The sequence below is a fragment of the Thermogutta terrifontis genome (assembly GCF_002277955.1).
In the GTDB taxonomy this organism is placed as follows: domain Bacteria; phylum Planctomycetota; class Planctomycetia; order Pirellulales; family Thermoguttaceae; genus Thermogutta; species Thermogutta terrifontis.
Map to the genome: position 1 here is coordinate 1911615 of NZ_CP018477.1, position 15397 is coordinate 1927011.

Here is a 15397-nt window from a genome sequence, read left to right on the forward strand (position 1 = left end):
CGAGGAAATAGCCTAACAATATGTGCTGATTTTGCCGAGTACTGCACATTTCTTCTACAGTCGACTCGTGGCTGTATGGCAAGGCAGGGGCCTCCTGTCGGCGCCCCTGCCCTGAATCGCCAACTGTCCTGCGGACGGACCAGCACACCAAGGTCAATCGCTCACGGGTAATCCTCAAAATACTCATTTATCGTTTTTCACTCCACGAGATCAAAAGTCGACGGGTAGCCCCACAGCCTGAAGTGTTTTTCGAGCGAAGACAGCCGGCACGGGATAGTAACCGGCACGAATGACGTCATTCTGCCCTTGCTTGCTGAAGATATACTTGATGAACTCAGCCCGAAGGGGGTCGAGTTGGGTTCCTTGCTTATAGTTCACGTACACGTAGAGAAACCGGGCAAGGGGATAATCCCCCGTGTAGGCATGCTCTGGTTCCGCGGGGACGAAGGGTGCTCCCTGTTTGGCAGCGAGAGGGAGTGCTCGCACGTCTGCGGTCTTGTACCCAATCCCGCTGTATCCGATGGCATAGCGATCGCTCGCAACCCCTTGAACCACCGAGGAGCTACCAGGCTGTTCCTTGACCTCATCTTTGAAATCGCCGCCGAATAGGGCGTGTTCTTTGAAGAATCCGTAGGTTCCCGATGCCGAGTTTCGGCCGTAAAGACTTATCGGATGGGAAGCCCAATCTCCAGTCAGGCCCAACTGGCCCCAGGTTCGGATATCCGTGGGATAACCGCCACGACGAGTCTTTGAGAAAATGGCGTCCACCTGCTGGAGAGTCAATCCTTTAATGGGATTGTCCCTATGCACATAAACTGCCAGCATATCGATGGCCGTGGACAGAGCCGTTGGCTTGTAACCGAACTTGGCCTCAAATTGATCGATCTCGGCTTCTTTCATGGGGCGACTCATCGGCCCAAATTGCGATGTGCCCGCGATTAAGGCGGGCGGTGCCGTCGATGAGCCTTTTCCTTCGATCTCAATCTGCACGTTAGGATAATAACGGCGGAATCCCTCGGCCCAAAGGGTCATGAGGATGTTCATGGTGTCCGAACCAACACTTTTCAGGTTACCGGACACACCCTGAACGGGTTTATAATCCGGAAGTTTGGGATCTACCTGTATCTGCGCGAAACAAGCCGCATGAAACGCCCAGATACCGTAAACGGCCAGCGTCAGTCTGGCCAACCAGCGTGCTGCAAGTAATCGTCTCATCGTCATAACTGGTTTCCTTTGGGTGCCGAAGAGTTTCATCCACAGTACCTCGTTAAACCTCACTTCTGACCGCAGAGTCGCATCCGCGGAGCTTGCGTCCCTACCGCGCCTTTCCTTTACTCTTGTTGTGCACTGCGGTCGTGGCCACGTTTGCCTTGATTTTAAAGGCACTCTGTTAGGCATTTGTTAAGGAATTGTTAAGAATTTGTTAACATGGAATGTTTGGAGATGCCTGCGAGGACAGTTCTTAGGCGGTATTGCAGCCGTGGGACGCCTTCCACGGGGTCCGTCGAACCCGGAGGGGCACGCTTGTCGTGCGCGGGCCAACTCCATATGGGGACTGCGGGGCTTTAGCTCCGCTTTCCGCGCGGGACTTCAGTCCCCGGCGAGAGGGAATGGATGATCGAACGTCAAACCACGGACCCGACAAGCGGGTCCCTCCAAGGGATGTTTCGGAGGGGCACGCTTGTCGTGCCCGACGATTCGAAATGGAGGATCCGACCTTGAGCGGCGGACCTGACAAGCAGGTCCCTCCAGGCTGAAGCTTGCCCCTGCCCAAGGCGTTGTCTAGGTGAGTGCCGGTTTCCAGCAGGAAAATAGCCGGGGGGACTCCGGTGTCCCACATGCTTGACGAAGGCTTTCCCTCGGGGTTAGACTGCATGATTTGGGTTTTGCCAACGGCTGAAATCCGAGTCATCGGGTGCCGGCTACAGCCAAGGAGCTTGTAACCCAGAATCCGAACGTCGCGTTCTGACGAGAAAAGGACACTTTAACCGTGAGTGCTACCGCCGTCATTGGACTTCAGTGGGGGGATGAGGCCAAGGGGAAGATTGTCGATCTTCTCACTGAAGAACACGATATCGTGGTCCGCTATCAGGGGGGAGCAAACGCCGGGCACACCGTGGTGACGGGTGGAAAAACGTTCAAGCTCTCGCTCGTGCCAAGCGGAATTTTTCGCCCCCACGTGACATGCGTCATTGCTGCCGGTGTGGTCGTCAATTTCAAAACGCTCTGTGAAGAAATTGCCAGTCTCCGGGCTCAGGGGGTATCTATTGGTGACAATCTGATGCTCAGCGACCGAGCGCACGTCATTCTCCCCTGGCACATCGAAGAGGACCGGATCCTCAACGAATGTCCCGGGGGAGAGGCAATTGGTACGACCTTGCGCGGAATTGGGCCGTGCTACCGAGACAAGGTGGGGCGCTCCCTCGCGGTACGGGTAGGCGATTTTTTTGAGCCGGGCTTGAAAGAACGGCTCCTGGCCATCGCGGCGAGCAAGGCCAAAGCCCTCATTCCGCTCGGATTGTCGCCGGACTCGCCCGCCCTTGATGGGGAAGCTGTGTACCGGGAATACGCGACCTATGCGGAAGAACTTCGGCCCCATGTGACGGACACAACCGCGTTTTTGCTCGACGCTGCTGAAAACGGGAAAAAGATTCTTCTCGAAGGTGCGCAGGGGGCCCTTCTTGATATCGACCACGGTACCTTCCCCTATGTGACGAGTAGCAACAGCTCGGGGGTGGGGATTTCCGCTGGGTCAGGCCTGCCTGCCAAATATATCACCAGAGTTGTTGGGGTCATTAAGGCGTACACAACGCGGGTGGGCGGCGGGCCCTTTCCTACCGAGCAGAACAACGAAATTGGCCAACTGATTCGCGATCGCGGTAACGAATACGGCACAGTAACCCGGCGGCCGCGGCGCTGTGGGTGGTTTGACGCCGTGGCGGTTCGCTACACCGCAAGACTGAGCGGTGTGGACAGCCTGGCCATCATGCTTTTAGATGTGTTGAGCACACTTCCTGAAGTCAAAATTTGCGTCGCTTACGAATTGGATGGCGAAAGGATCGATCGATTTCCCAGCCACACCGAACAGTTGCGGCGCGTGCGGCCAGTCTATGAAACACTTCCCGGTTGGGAGCAGGAGCTTCGCGGCATCCGGCGGTTGGCGGAGCTTCCGAAAGCTGCCCGTGCATACGTCGACCGGATCGCCGAATTGGTGGGAAGACCGGTTGAGATTATCTCAGTAGGGCCTGATCGCGAGGAAACGATTTTTTGTCAGTAGCGTATTTGCGGCGAACTAACCGGCAGTCGCTCTAGGCGTTGAAATCTCCGATCGGCAAAATGAGCGTGCGAGGAGAGAAAATCTGGGTCAGAGAGATCTCTGGATCTTTGCCGCGCCGAGCAGTTCTCAGCGTGAGCAAGTCAATGCCCGAAATTTGGGTCTTTTGACCGAGGTGGGTGCTCCATGAAATCATCGCCAGGCAAAAGCGATTCTAACTTTGAGGTCCCGCCCGAAAAGCGACCCCGCCACATAGCGGCGATCATGGATGGAAACGGGCGCTGGGCCCAACGCCGGGGTCTCCCGCGGATTGAAGGGCACCGCCATGGTGTCGCTGCCGTTAGGCGTACCGTGGAAGAGTGCGTCCGGCTCGGCATTGAATATCTGACACTTTATTGCCTATCCAGCGAAAACTGGAAAAGGCCCAAAAGCGAGCTCGACTTTCTCCTAAGGTTGCTGGAGCAATACATCGTTGAAGAACGTCAAACTTTTCTGGAAAACAACGTGCGTGTGGTGGTTATCGGAAAGCGGGAAGGGATTCCATCTCATGTTCAGCGGGAGATCGATAAAACAGTCGAAATGACGGCTGATCAGACCGGGCTGTGTCTGTGTCTGGCAGTTAACTACGGAGGGCGTGCGGAGATTCTCGACGCAGTCCGTGCAATCGCGGCCAAGGTGGCTGAAGGACAGCTCAGCCCGAACGACATCGACGAAGCAACCTTCTCCGCCCATCTCTATACGGCCGGGATGCCTGATCCTGATTTGTTGATTCGGACAGCCGGCGAATTGCGAGTCAGTAATTTTTTGCTTTGGCAGATCAGTTACGCAGAGCTCTGGGTGACCGACGTCTGTTGGCCAGATTTTGATGAAAACCTGCTGCGGCAGGCCATCCGTGATTATGCGCGACGGGTGCGCCGGTTTGGGGGGCTGGCGGTTTCCCCAAGTTGACCTCAAGGGGGCGAAGGACCTCGTCGGCTGATGAGTTGATTTTCCACGGCGGAGAAAAACGTCCCCGTGGGAAATTTGCTCTATTCCAGCTCCACCTCGTCCATGTATTCTGGCACGCTTGCTCGCCATCCGAACCGACTGCGGAGCGTCTCGGCGAAAGAGAGCGACGCGTTTTCTTCACCGTGGGTAATGAACACCGATTTTGGGGGTTGCTTGATTTCCGAGAGCCAGCTCAGCAGGGCAGGACGATCAGCATGTCCAGAAAGACCGTGGATTTGCTCGATGCGGGCACGAGTCGGCCACTCTTTGCCGTGGATTCGAACCTGAGGGTTACCGTCGAGTATTTGCCGTCCCAGTGTTCCCCTTGCCTGGTAGCCCACGAATAGGATTGTCGATTCCGGCCGCACGATATTGTGCCGCAGGTGAAACTTGATTCGCCCTGCCGTGCACATTCCCGATGTCGCCATAATGACAGAGGGAACGCTTATGGTGTTGATCTGTTTCGATTCCTCCACTGTGGAAACAAGATGCAGGTTGGGAAAACTGAACGGTGATTCGTCCGCGTCAATCAGGGCTTGCGTCTCTTCATCGAGGCATTCTCGATGGCGTCGAAACACCTCGGTGATACGTACTGCCATTGGGCTGTCCAGAAAAATCGGCAAGGGCGGGAGTTTGCCTTCACGGTAGAGGCGACTGAAGTAAAAGAGGAGTTCCTGTGCCCGTTCGAGGGCGAAAACGGGAATCACAACATGGCCTCCTCGGGCCGAGGTTTCTTTGACCACCCGCGTAAGCTGTTCCATGACGCTCGGACCGTGATCGTGTTCCCGATCACCGTAGGTGGACTCTATGATGAGATAGTCAACCTGGTCGATGGTTTCGGGATCCCTGAGAATAGGGCGGTCTCGCATGCCGAGATCCCCGGAAAATACAATCCGCCGTCGCCGACCGTTCTCGACCGCATCAAGCACGAGAAATGCGGAGCCGAGCACGTGGCCCGCATCCAGAAAGCGTGCGGTTACTCCATTCAACTGAATCGGTTCGTGGTACGGGATGGGCTGGAAATACGGCAAGGCCCGCTCCACATCGGTTTCATCATAGAGGGGAATTTCCGGATGTTTGCCGGTGCGACCTTCCTTGCGGTGGCGCTTCTTTTTGTAGGCGGCATCTTCCACCTGGATATGGGCTGAATCGCGGAGGATAATCTCGGCAAGATCGGCCGAGGCCGCCGTGGTGTAAATCTTTCCGCGGAAGCCGTCGCGAACCAATTTGGGGATCAGGCCGCAATGATCCAAATGGGCGTGTGTGAGAAGGAGTGCATCAATTTCTCTGGGGGGAACAGGGAGGGGTTCCCAGTTGCGATCAAGATACTGTCTTTCTTGGAACATGCCGCAGTCAATTAGGAGACGAGTTTGTCCTACCCGCAGGTAATACTGCGACCCTGTGACCTGCCTGTTTGCGCCAAGAAATTGAAGTTTCACGGGGATCCTCGACGAGTGCTCACGCTTGGCTGAACGATCAAGACCTGCTGACCATTCCTCACGCGGGACATCCGATCCTCTCTGGAAACGGTGGGCAAGGGCAAGACGTACCTTGCTCTTACCGACATCTGTGTTGATACGCTCGACGGTACCACAAATGTTCACCCTGCCGTGGGGTGAACGCTCCTCTCAAAATTTAGCTTACGGAAGCAAATGGGACCAATTCGGGGACATCCCAGGTGCCCGGGTTGCCGAAAAAGTTCCTGCCCGCACGAGGCTGGCCTGGAGGCACTCATTCGGCGACCAGATAGGTCGGACTGTCGGCCACCTCCACGGCAACCGGCTGGGATGTAACCTCAAGCACACCTTTATCTTGTCCCAGCCAGTCTGTCATGCGGTACCGTCCCTCGGGTATCCGCAATCGGATGGTAGCAGTCTTGCCGTCCTCTTGACACCAGGCGACAATGGCTGGCTTTTTATCCTTTTCAAAAAGGAGCACCCAGCAGGGGACCGCATCATTTCCCTCGGCCTCCAAGGTTTTAACGAATCGGAAATCCTGGAGCACTCGACAGAGTGTTTGCGCTGCCCGATAGGCAGGTTTGGGGTCGTACACGGGGTCCCGCCCGGCATGATATGGATAGGCCACCATTCCGAAGTGGTGCTCGGGTTCTTTCGGATCTGGGCCGTCATCGTGCCAGTCGTACCAGATCGACACCGGGACTCCCGCACTGATGTTGATGAGCCACTGGCGAGGCAGATATTTGCCCTGGCGCGTCTCATCGTAGTTTTTCCATACGGCCGAATATCCCCACTCTCCCGAAATGATGGGGATCTTCTTGCCTGCCGGAGCGTATTTATCGATGAGCTGGCGCAGCTTTTCATACTCAGGGAGAACGGTTTCGGGGGGCGTCTGACGATAGGGGTGCACGGAAACGGCGTCCCAGTATTCCAGTAACCCGCCCTGGAAACAGGCTTCCAGGAACTTCAGGTCAATCTGGGAGGTGGCGGGACCTATATACAGCTCTTCCGGAGCTTCTCGACGAAGGGTTTTACCCACTTCCACGGCCAGTTTGACGTAATCCTGCACGTTGGGCTTGGGTTTCCAGAATCCGATGTTGGGTTCGTTGTACATTTCCCAGAGGATATCCTTGCCGCGAAAATGCTTGGCAGCCGCTGCCGCCCAGCGTGCGAAGGCCTGACGCCCTTCATCAGTGTGGGGGGCCAGACCATCGTCATAGAGAGGATTGCCATAATCGAGAATGAACAGGGCCCGGATCCCGTGTTTTTCCAGCGAGTTCATGAGCCGCTCGTAGGCTGAGAAATCGTATTCTCCTCGTTTCCGCTCGGTGGCGCCCCAGACAAAATCCATGCGGATCCATTTGACTCCGGAAGCAGCCAGCATTTCCATTTCACCCGGGCGTGCATCCGTGAAGTGGATATTGACTCCAAAACCCTGCGGCACAACAGGGGGCGGGAACTTTTCTTCCGCTGCGCTCGGGGGCAGTGCTCCGGCCAGAATACTTCCCGACACTGTTATCCCCAGGAGTAACCGAATAAGAAAAGAAGCGGAAGTGGTGCGACGCATGGTCAATCCTCCTCGATCCTTCGGCATCTTGTGAGAGTGTGTTACTTGCGTGGGCAAATTGTTCCAGTGTATATTTTGTCCAATCAAAAACTGCTTCGTTTTGTGGGAGGCAGTTATTTTACCTTTTATGGGCGAAGTTGCAGTCAAACGCGAAGAACCGGCGTGTTGCCTGGGTGGGTGGCTGTACCGTGCGAAAGATTACATTATCACTGCTTCAAAGGATCATGCAATGGCTGAGCTATCTCGACGTCGCTTTCTGAAAGCAGCAACCGCCGCCGTTTGCGCGGCCCATGGCACTGGCTGGCTCACAGCTCGGACGACCGAGTATCTGGCTGCGGCAGAGAGCCAGCTCCACATAGCCACAAACGTGTATCCGTGGTTTACGTTTTATCGCCGGGAGAAGAAAGACTTCAACGCCGACCTGGACGCCGGCCTCGCAGAAGTTGCAGCGGCTGGTCTGGACGGCTTCGAGCCCATTCTCAACAGTCCGGAAGAAGTGGACAGGTTGGCGCCGCTCCTGGAAAAACATCATCTGGAAATGCGATCGTTTTATGTGAACACAGTGCTTCACGATCCTCAGGCGGCGGACCAGTCCATTGAGCATGTCCTCGTGGTTGCGGAAAAGGCACGGTCACGCCTGGGAACCCAGTTTGTGGTTACCAATCCCAGTCCGATTTCCTGGAATCGGCAGGAACCGAACATTGATAAGAACGACGAACAACTGGAAATCCAGGCCCGTGCCCTGGACCGGTTGGGTGCGGCCTTGAGAGAACGTGGGCTGAGGCTGGCGTATCACAACCACGACATGGAACTCCGGCAAGCTGCCCGCGAGTTCCACCATATGATGTTGGCAACCAATCCCGAGAATGTGGGTTTATGCTTGGATGCGCACTGGATTTACCGCGGCTCGGGAAATTCGCAGGTGGCTCTGTTCGACGTGATCAAGCTTTACGGGTCTCGGGTGCGCGAACTGCACCTCCGCCAGTCGCAAGATGGGATTTGGACCGAAGCTTTTGGGCCAGGCGATATTGACTACGTCCGTCTGGCAAATGAGCTCAAGCGTTTGGGCGTCCGTCCCCATCTCGTCCTCGAGCAGGCTGTGGAGCAGGGATCACCCAACACGATGGGGGCCCGGGAAGCTCACCGGAAAGGGCGTGATTACGTCCTCCAGCTCTTTGCTGGATGATGCGGACTGGAGCAGGGCACGCGGACGGGCTTATCGTGTTGACAGACCAAATCTCGTGCCAGGTTGTCTGGCCATTGTGATTGGGACGAAGGGTTTTTGTCGGGTGAGTTGGAACGGTCAGCGCGGCTGAGGATCAGCCGCCGGCCGTGACGGATGGTCGTTTTCCTTCCGGGAGGAGAAACAATGGCAACGGTTAAAACGATGAACCGCTGGTGGGTTGTATTGGGGGCAATTCTCATCCAATTGGCCCTTGGTGCGATCTATTCCTGGAGTGTGTTCACCAAAGCGTTGACCTCCGAACCTTATGCCTTCAGTAAAACCCAGACGCAGATTATTTTTAGCGTCGGGTTGGCGACATTCGCGTTTGTCATGGTTGTGGCTGGGCAGCTCCAATCGCGATTGCCGCCGCGCGCCGTCGCTTTGTTGGGCGGATGGACGCTGGGCCTCGGTTACATTCTGGCCCGTTTTGTAGGGACCAGTTTCTGGGGTCACGTCTTAACGATCGGACTGGTCGGTGGTGCGGGGATTGGGCTAGCTTATGTGATTCCGATTGCGGTCGGGGTGCGATGGTTCCCGGATCGCAAGGGAATGCTTACGGGGTTGGCCGTCGCAGGTTTTGGTTTTGGAGCATTCCTTTGGATTCAGCTGGCGGGTAATCTTGGCCAGCTTATTGCGCGATTGGGCGTGGCCAATGTGTTTCTCGTATACGGAATTCTCTTCGCCCTTCTAGTCACGGTCGGTGCGATTTGGATGGTCAATCCCCCGGAAGGATATACTCCGCCTGGATGGACATCGGAAACCGCGGCAAGGGTGGCGAAGAAAACGGGCGGAACACGGGAGTTTTCGCCCTGGCAAATGCTTCGCACACGGCAATTTTATATGCTGTGGTTGATGTTTGTTGCCGGGGCAATGGCGGGCCTCATGGTGATTGGCATCATCAAATTGTTTGGCATCGAACGCCTGACGAGCTACTACGAAGCGACTGACCTGCCGCCGGAGCAGGCCATGAAACGGGCCGAAGTCACCGCCGAACTGGCAATGGCCATTTTCTTTGCCCTGGCCAATGGACTTGGACGGATCGGTTGGGGAATTATCTCGGACTGGATCGGTCGAAAGGCCGCGCTGGTGGCAATGCTCATTTCCCAGACCATTGTGATGGCAGGGTTCTACTGGCTGGCCGCCAGCCCGGCCCTGTTCTGTGTCGGCACGTGTTGGATTGGCTTCAACTTCGGAGGGAATTTCGCCCTTTTCCCGGCAGCCACGGCAGACCTCTTCGGTAATAAAAACGTGGGTGTCAATTACGGGTGGGTATTCACTGCCTACGGCATCGGGGGCATTTTGGGGCCGATTCTCGGCGGTTTCTTCGGCGATCTTGCAAAGAGCAGCCAGCGTTTGGAAGCCTGGCTGGTACCGTTTTGGATTGCGGCTGCGGGATGCCTTCTCGGTACCGTTCTGGCGGCACTGCTCAGTCCCCCTGAGTCGGCTCCGTCCGCCAAGCCGAGCTTGCCTGCAGGTGAACCTAACACCCGGCACGAGGCCGCCGCGCAGCGGTAAGGGCTGTTTTCCCGTGATCCGCAGCTCAATAAACTGGTCGGGCATTGTGACCACCCGGTCCCGACTGGTCACAAAACGTTCTTGAAAGGCCTTCTGACGACAGAATGGTCGGCCAAGGCGGTTTTTCCACCGCAACCTTGGTGGGAGTGGACAGGAGGTCTTCTCCGTCAGAGGCACACTGTTTGCTCCGCCACCGGAAAGGTGCACGGTCTTGATTTTCGCTTGGCGGGGGGTAAAGTACAAGGCAACTGACCGCCGATGGACGTCCTCTGTGGAAACGGATAATTCGTGGGAGATCGTTCAGCATGCGCAATGATACTTGCCAGTGCCGGCCCGACACAAATGCCGAGACAACCTCGCTGGATGTATCCCGTCGCGAGTGGCTTGCCGCCGCGGGGGTGAGCGGCATGCTTGGGCTGGTCGGTGTTCTGGGCTGCCAACCTGCTAAGGTTGTGGAGGAGGCTCAAAAAGGCCGCCGTTTGCGAGCCGCGTTTTCGAATGCCGGACTGGCCGGGACATGGAACAAATTGGGTTACGACGCGGCGAAACTCTGGGGTGATTTACTCAACGTGGAAGTCGTCTGGTTCGATGGCGAGTTTAACGGTCAAAGGCAGAGAGAGAAAATCGAATTGGCTGCCGCGGAGGACTGGGATTTCTGTGCCTTTCAGGCCCATCAGATCGACATCCTTGCGGAGCCGTGTCGGCGGCTTAAGGCTCGGGGCATCCCCATCATTGGAATGGACACTCTCATCGTCCCGGAGAACCAGCTCTTTGAAACAGGGGTCCTCGTCTATGTGACCCCTGACCACGTGAAAATGGCCGAACAAAGCACGCAGTACATGGTGGATAAAATTGGTGGTAAGGGAAAGGTTATTCACATCGGCGGCCAAAGTGAGCACAGCGGAGCGCAAGACCGTGCCCGAGGATTTCAGAACGTCATCAGCAAATACCCGGAAATCGAAGTGGTCGGTGGGGGAGTCCGCTGGTGCGACTGGCAAACAGAAAAAGCTCGAAATACGTTCGAGGTGCTCCTGGAACAAACCCAAGACCGGATTGCCGGGGCGTTTTTCCATAACGATGACATGGCGCTGGCCTGCGTGCCGTCTCTCAAGGGAACACGCCATGAGGGGATGGTCGTCACGGGCGTGGATGGTCAACGTCCCGGATTGCTGGGTGTTCGCGACGGTTTGCTGGCAGCCACCAGCGTCAATCCCGCCGCGATGATCCACATGTATGCGCTGGTGATCGGACAATTTATTGTGCGAAACCAGGAAAAATTCGACCGGCTTCTGAAGATTGTGCTCCCCTGCCCTCTCGTGTCCAAGGAATCGGGCAATCTGGACGCGATGCTCTACCTTTCAGACCCGAAGCACTGCTTAGTGTGAACAAAAATAGAGAATAAAATCGTTGTAAAAACCATATTTGGTTTGCGGTACGAGGAAGAGCGACTAAGTCGGGAAAGTCTGCTGAAGAAGCTCACTGACTCGCTGAGTCTTTGCTGTGGGAGGCCGGTGCTATGGACCGATCGCTCCGCCAAATGAGCGCTCTGTCGTGGCCTCTAATCCTTTTTCTGATTGGCATCGCGCATGGCGGTGAAGTTTCCAACAGTATTCGCCCGTGGTCACAGAACCCGCGCTATTGGGAATACAAAGGGAAACCGGTAATGCTTATTGGGGGCAGTAAAGACGACAACCTCTTTCAAATCCCGGATTTAAGAGAGCATTTGGATGAGATGGTCCAGGTGGGGGCCAATTACATTCGCAATACCATGAGCGACCGCCCCGATAAAGGATTCGAAGTTTATCCGTTTAAAAAGCTGTCCAATGGGAAGTATGACCTGAACCAGTGGAACGAGGAATACTGGAACCGGTTTGAAAATATGCTCAGATGGACTGCCGAACGTGATATTATTGTCCAGATTGAGGTATGGGACCGCTTCGACTATTCGCGGGACAACTGGGAGGTTCATCCCTACAATTCCAAGAACAACGTGAATTATTCGTACGAAGAATCCGGGTTCGCCGAGCACTATCCGGAGCATCCCGGTGCGAATAAACAACCATTTTTCTTTACAACCCCTTATCAGCGAAATAACAGGGTCGTTTTTCCTTATCAGCAGCGATTTGTGGATAAACTCCTCTCTTATTCATTGCAGTACGGTCATGTGTTGTACTGTATTGATAATGAGACGTCGGGCGAGGAAGCTTGGGCACGGTTCTGGGCGGAGTATATTCAGAAATGCGCGAATGAGTTGGGAAAAACAGTTTGCATTACGGAAATGTGGGATGACCGGGACCTAACCGCGCCACGGCACCGGCGAACCCTGGACCATCCCGAGCTTTACGCATTCGCTGAAGTGTCGCAAAACAACCATCAAAAAGGAGAAACTCACTGGAAAAATTTCCTGTGGGTTCGTGATTATGTGGCCAATCAACCCAGACCGCTGAACAGTGTGAAAATCTATGGTGCGGACACCGGCCGATATGGAACAGATCAAGACGGTGTGGAACGCTTCTGGCGGCTTTTGCTAGGCGGGGCGGCGGCTGTCCGGTTCCATCGTCCGGATTCGGGGCTCGGGCTGTCAGAGAAGGCCAAGGCTTCCATTCGGGCAGCACGCAAGGTCGAGAGCGTTCTGCCCTGGTGGGAGCTTGAGCCCAACCTGGCGATTCTCCGCGACCGAGAACCGAACGAGGCGTATGCGGCACTGTCACCTGGGAAGGGGTGTGTTGTGTTCTTCACAAACGGCGGCAGCGTCGAAGTGGACGTGTCCAATCTTCCCAAAACCCTGGCGGTGCGATGGATTAATGTGAGCACGGGCGAATGGGCCAGCAGGGACTCGCTGCCTACAACCAGCAGAGTGATATTAAAAGCACCAGCAGCTGGTCCGTGGGTAGCGGTTATCACGGGAGAACAGAAGAATTGAAGAGGCAGACACCGCCGTGGCACAATCACTGTGCTGCTTCTCTTTGTGAGAAAAAACATTATGCTGAAAAGTGAAGCCTACGGAGGCGCCAAGCCTTTACCAACACGTTCGGCGCGTCCGGTAGTCGTGACAGCTTTCGCGGGAAAACGCTTACGGTTTTTCTAACTCCCTGTCAGAGATTACCGATGTAGTCGCTTCGTAGATTCACCCGCCAAACTGGTCTTTCGGCACCGGTGTTGTGAAGGACATTTCCCGATGCGACCAAGAATCGTGCTGTGTTTTCCCCATGAGGAGCGTCATCGTCAGGCCATTGCGGCTGCTGCTCCGTGGGGGAATGTTGTCTCCGTGCCCCAGGAACAGATTGCAGAAGAGTTGATGGAGGCAGATATTTTTTGCGGGCACGCGAAAGTCCCGGTGGATTGGGACGCCGTGGTCAAACGTGGTCGTCTGGTCTGGATTCAATCGTCGGCAGCCGGGATGGATCACTGCCTGGTCCCCTCCGTCATTGCCTCCAACATCGTGGTGACAAGTGCTTCTGGTGTCCTGGCGGATCAGGTAGCGGAGCACACAGTGGCCCTGATGACGGCATGGCTGCGCAGCCTTCCCACGTTCTTTTGGGCTCAGCAGCGGGAAGAGTTTATCAGACGCCCCACACGGGATTTGCATCGGAGCCGCATCCTGATTGTGGGTTTCGGGGGTGTCGGGCGTCGCCTCGCCCAGGTGCTCCATGTTTTCAAAACGCACATCTGGGCCACGGATCTTTTCCCTGTGGATAAACCCGCGTACGTGGAAAAATTGTGCCCCCCTGAATCTCTTGAAGAATTTTTGCCCGAAGCGGACATCACGATTCTGGCATTGCCGCTCAACGATAAGACTCGGGGGATGTTTGGCCAAGACCAGTTCGCGCGGATGAAACCGGGATCGCTATTTGTGAACGTCGCCCGGGGTCCCATCGTGCGAACCGACGCCCTTATTGAGGCCCTTCAAAAAGGCCCCATCGCGGGGGCTGTGCTCGATGTGACTGACCCGGAGCCGTTGCCTCCCGGACATCCTTTGTGGAAACTCTCCAACGTAATCATTACCCCTCATGTGGGTGGGCAGTCGGCAACCCGGGCAGACGATATTACCCGACTCATTTGTGAAAACCTTCGGCGGTGGCACACGGGGCAACCCCTCATCAATCTGGTGAGCGATAAAACGGCCGGTTTTCCATTCCGGGATGGCTCAACGCCGCTTTGGATTGATGTCTGTGACTCGATCCCGGCTGATTTTTGAGTGTCTCCGCGGAACCGCAGTGACGCTTGGGTCTCCCGCGCGCGGGTCGGCCCGATTCTGTCGGTTGGTGGATGCAGCGCAGCGCCGCAACTGCTTTTTTCACAGTCAAGTTTTTGCGGGCGATTCTGTGCTATGATGTTTAAAAAATTGAGGCCATTCGGCGGGACGAGACTATGGAGCCGCTTTTTTTTGAACCGTTTTTACGGGAACAGATTTGGGGGGGCCGACAGCTCGGGTCGGTGTTGGGGAAGCCTCTTCCGAATGAGGGTTGGTATGGAGAGTCGTGGGAGATAAGCGCCCATCCGTTTCACGTCAGTCAGGTTAAGGGAGGCCGTTTTGAAGGTTGGTCCCTCACCGAGCTTTGGTCAGCCTTCAAGAGGGAATTGTGGGGTGAGGGACGCGAACCACCGGAGGAGTTTCCCTGGCTCATCAAGTTTTTGGATTGCCGGGATTATCTTTCCGTTCAGGTCCATCCCGACGATGCCCTTGCCGGGATTCTGTGCCCGCCTGAGAAAGGTAAGTTTGAGGTGTGGACCGTCGTGGAGGCGGAGCCAGGGGCGAAGATCTTTGCCGGTCTTAAGGCGGGTGTGAATCCCGACGAGCTTCGTGACGCCCTTCAACGAAAAGAACCAGAGACGTGCCTCCACGAATTGACACCCCGCGTGGGTGATGTGGTCGTCATGCCCCCGGGAACCGTCCATTCCGCTGGGGGCGGGGTCCTGGTGGCAGAGGTGCAGACGCCCAGTGACGCAACATTTCGGCTCTATGATTGGAACAGGACGGACCGAAATGGGCTTCCAAGACCCCTTCACATTGAAGAGGCTCTTCGCGCGATCAACTGGGATCAGGGCCCCTGCTCCGTTGTGAAACCGCGGGAAATCTATCGCGATACGGGTGCGGTGGGAGAACTCCTCGTCGAAGGCCCTACATTTGTTTTGCGGCGATGGATCCTTTCGCCGGGGGCCGGTCTTTTGATCAGCCGCCATATGCTGGCGGTCTGGCTGGTGCTGCTTGGCAGCGGCGAACTTCTCGTGGGTGACTCGGCATTCCCAATGAATCGGGGTGACAGCGTTTTGATTCCCGGGAGTTGTCCCCATGCCCGCTGGAAATCGACCTCTCCCGGACGGGCAATCTTGCTTTCGTGTCATCCCGTGTGATCCGTACCACCGGGGGC

General features: G+C 56.0%; 11 protein-coding genes. 8 read left to right on the forward strand and 3 right to left on the reverse strand.

What is annotated here, in order from left to right; translation table 11 throughout:
* Positions 1-210: 210 nt before the first annotated feature.
* The gene (locus THTE_RS07200) at positions 211-1215 is read right to left on the reverse strand and encodes a PstS family phosphate ABC transporter substrate-binding protein (protein ID WP_207651804.1); all 1005 of its coding nucleotides are present in this window, start codon (positions 1213-1215) and stop codon (positions 211-213) included.
* A gap of 775 nt (positions 1216-1990) precedes the next feature.
* On the opposite strand from THTE_RS07200, the gene THTE_RS07205 reads away from it, so the two are divergent.
* Positions 1991-3277 carry an adenylosuccinate synthase gene (locus THTE_RS07205; RefSeq protein ID WP_095414789.1) on the forward strand — a complete coding sequence of 429 codons (1287 nt, stop codon included), beginning with the start codon at positions 1991-1993 and terminating at the stop codon, positions 3275-3277.
* Between the two features lie 183 nt (positions 3278-3460).
* Positions 3461-4222, forward strand: coding sequence for an isoprenyl transferase (locus tag THTE_RS07210; RefSeq protein ID WP_095414790.1), 762 nt, complete (start codon positions 3461-3463; stop codon positions 4220-4222).
* A gap of 80 nt (positions 4223-4302) precedes the next feature.
* On the opposite strand, the gene THTE_RS07215 is transcribed toward THTE_RS07210, so the two are convergent.
* Both THTE_RS07215 and THTE_RS07220 read right to left on the reverse strand, forming a co-directional pair.
* Positions 4303-5700 carry an MBL fold metallo-hydrolase RNA specificity domain-containing protein gene (locus THTE_RS07215; RefSeq protein ID WP_095414791.1) on the reverse strand — a complete coding sequence of 466 codons (1398 nt, stop codon included), beginning with the start codon at positions 5698-5700 and terminating at the stop codon, positions 4303-4305.
* Positions 5701-5992: 292 nt separating this feature from the next.
* A complete protein-coding gene (locus tag THTE_RS07220) occupies positions 5993-7285 on the reverse strand; it encodes a cellulase family glycosylhydrolase (RefSeq protein WP_095414792.1) in 1293 nt (430 codons plus the stop codon).
* Between the two features lie 229 nt (positions 7286-7514).
* Between THTE_RS07220 and THTE_RS07225 the strand changes: the two genes are divergently transcribed.
* The 6 genes from THTE_RS07225 to THTE_RS07250 all read left to right on the forward strand — a co-directional run bounded on the left by THTE_RS07225 (position 7515) and on the right by THTE_RS07250 (position 15380).
* The gene (locus tag THTE_RS07225) at positions 7515-8471 is read left to right on the forward strand and encodes a sugar phosphate isomerase/epimerase family protein (protein ID WP_095416814.1); all 957 of its coding nucleotides are present in this window, start codon (positions 7515-7517) and stop codon (positions 8469-8471) included.
* A gap of 183 nt (positions 8472-8654) precedes the next feature.
* On the forward strand, positions 8655-10025 hold the full coding sequence (locus THTE_RS07230; protein ID WP_095416815.1) for an L-lactate MFS transporter: 1371 nt from the start codon (positions 8655-8657) through the stop codon (positions 10023-10025).
* A gap of 305 nt (positions 10026-10330) precedes the next feature.
* Entirely contained in the window at positions 10331-11410 is a 1080-nt protein-coding gene (locus THTE_RS07235) for a sugar ABC transporter substrate-binding protein (protein WP_095414793.1), read from the forward strand.
* Positions 11411-11541: 131 nt separating this feature from the next.
* Positions 11542-12948 carry a hypothetical protein gene (locus THTE_RS07240; protein WP_095414794.1) on the forward strand — a complete coding sequence of 469 codons (1407 nt, stop codon included), beginning with the start codon at positions 11542-11544 and terminating at the stop codon, positions 12946-12948.
* Positions 12949-13203: 255 nt separating this feature from the next.
* A complete protein-coding gene (locus THTE_RS07245) occupies positions 13204-14223 on the forward strand; it encodes a D-2-hydroxyacid dehydrogenase (protein WP_095414795.1) in 1020 nt (339 codons plus the stop codon).
* A gap of 173 nt (positions 14224-14396) precedes the next feature.
* Entirely contained in the window at positions 14397-15380 is a 984-nt protein-coding gene (locus THTE_RS07250) for a type I phosphomannose isomerase catalytic subunit (RefSeq protein WP_095414796.1), read from the forward strand.
* The last annotated feature ends 17 nt before the right edge of the window (positions 15381-15397 follow it).

Bases quoted from the DNA above. Each gene is read 5' to 3' on its own strand.
- THTE_RS07240 (WP_095414794.1), top strand. From the start codon at position 11,542: ATGGACCGATCGCTCCGCCAAATGAGCGCTCTGTCGTGGCCTCTAATC.
- THTE_RS07230 (WP_095416815.1), top strand. From the start codon at position 8,655: ATGGCAACGGTTAAAACGATGAACCGCTGGTGGGTTGTATTGGGGGCA.
- THTE_RS07235 (WP_095414793.1), top strand. From the start codon at position 10,331: ATGCGCAATGATACTTGCCAGTGCCGGCCCGACACAAATGCCGAGACA.
- THTE_RS07245 (WP_095414795.1), top strand. From the start codon at position 13,204: ATGCGACCAAGAATCGTGCTGTGTTTTCCCCATGAGGAGCGTCATCGT.
- THTE_RS07225 (WP_095416814.1), top strand. From the start codon at position 7,515: ATGGCTGAGCTATCTCGACGTCGCTTTCTGAAAGCAGCAACCGCCGCC.
- THTE_RS07210 (WP_095414790.1), top strand. From the start codon at position 3,461: ATGAAATCATCGCCAGGCAAAAGCGATTCTAACTTTGAGGTCCCGCCC.
- THTE_RS07220 (WP_095414792.1), bottom strand. From the start codon at position 7,285: ATGCGTCGCACCACTTCCGCTTCTTTTCTTATTCGGTTACTCCTGGGG.
- THTE_RS07250 (WP_095414796.1), top strand. From the start codon at position 14,397: ATGGAGCCGCTTTTTTTTGAACCGTTTTTACGGGAACAGATTTGGGGG.
- THTE_RS07200 (WP_207651804.1), bottom strand. From the start codon at position 1,215: ATGAGACGATTACTTGCAGCACGCTGGTTGGCCAGACTGACGCTGGCC.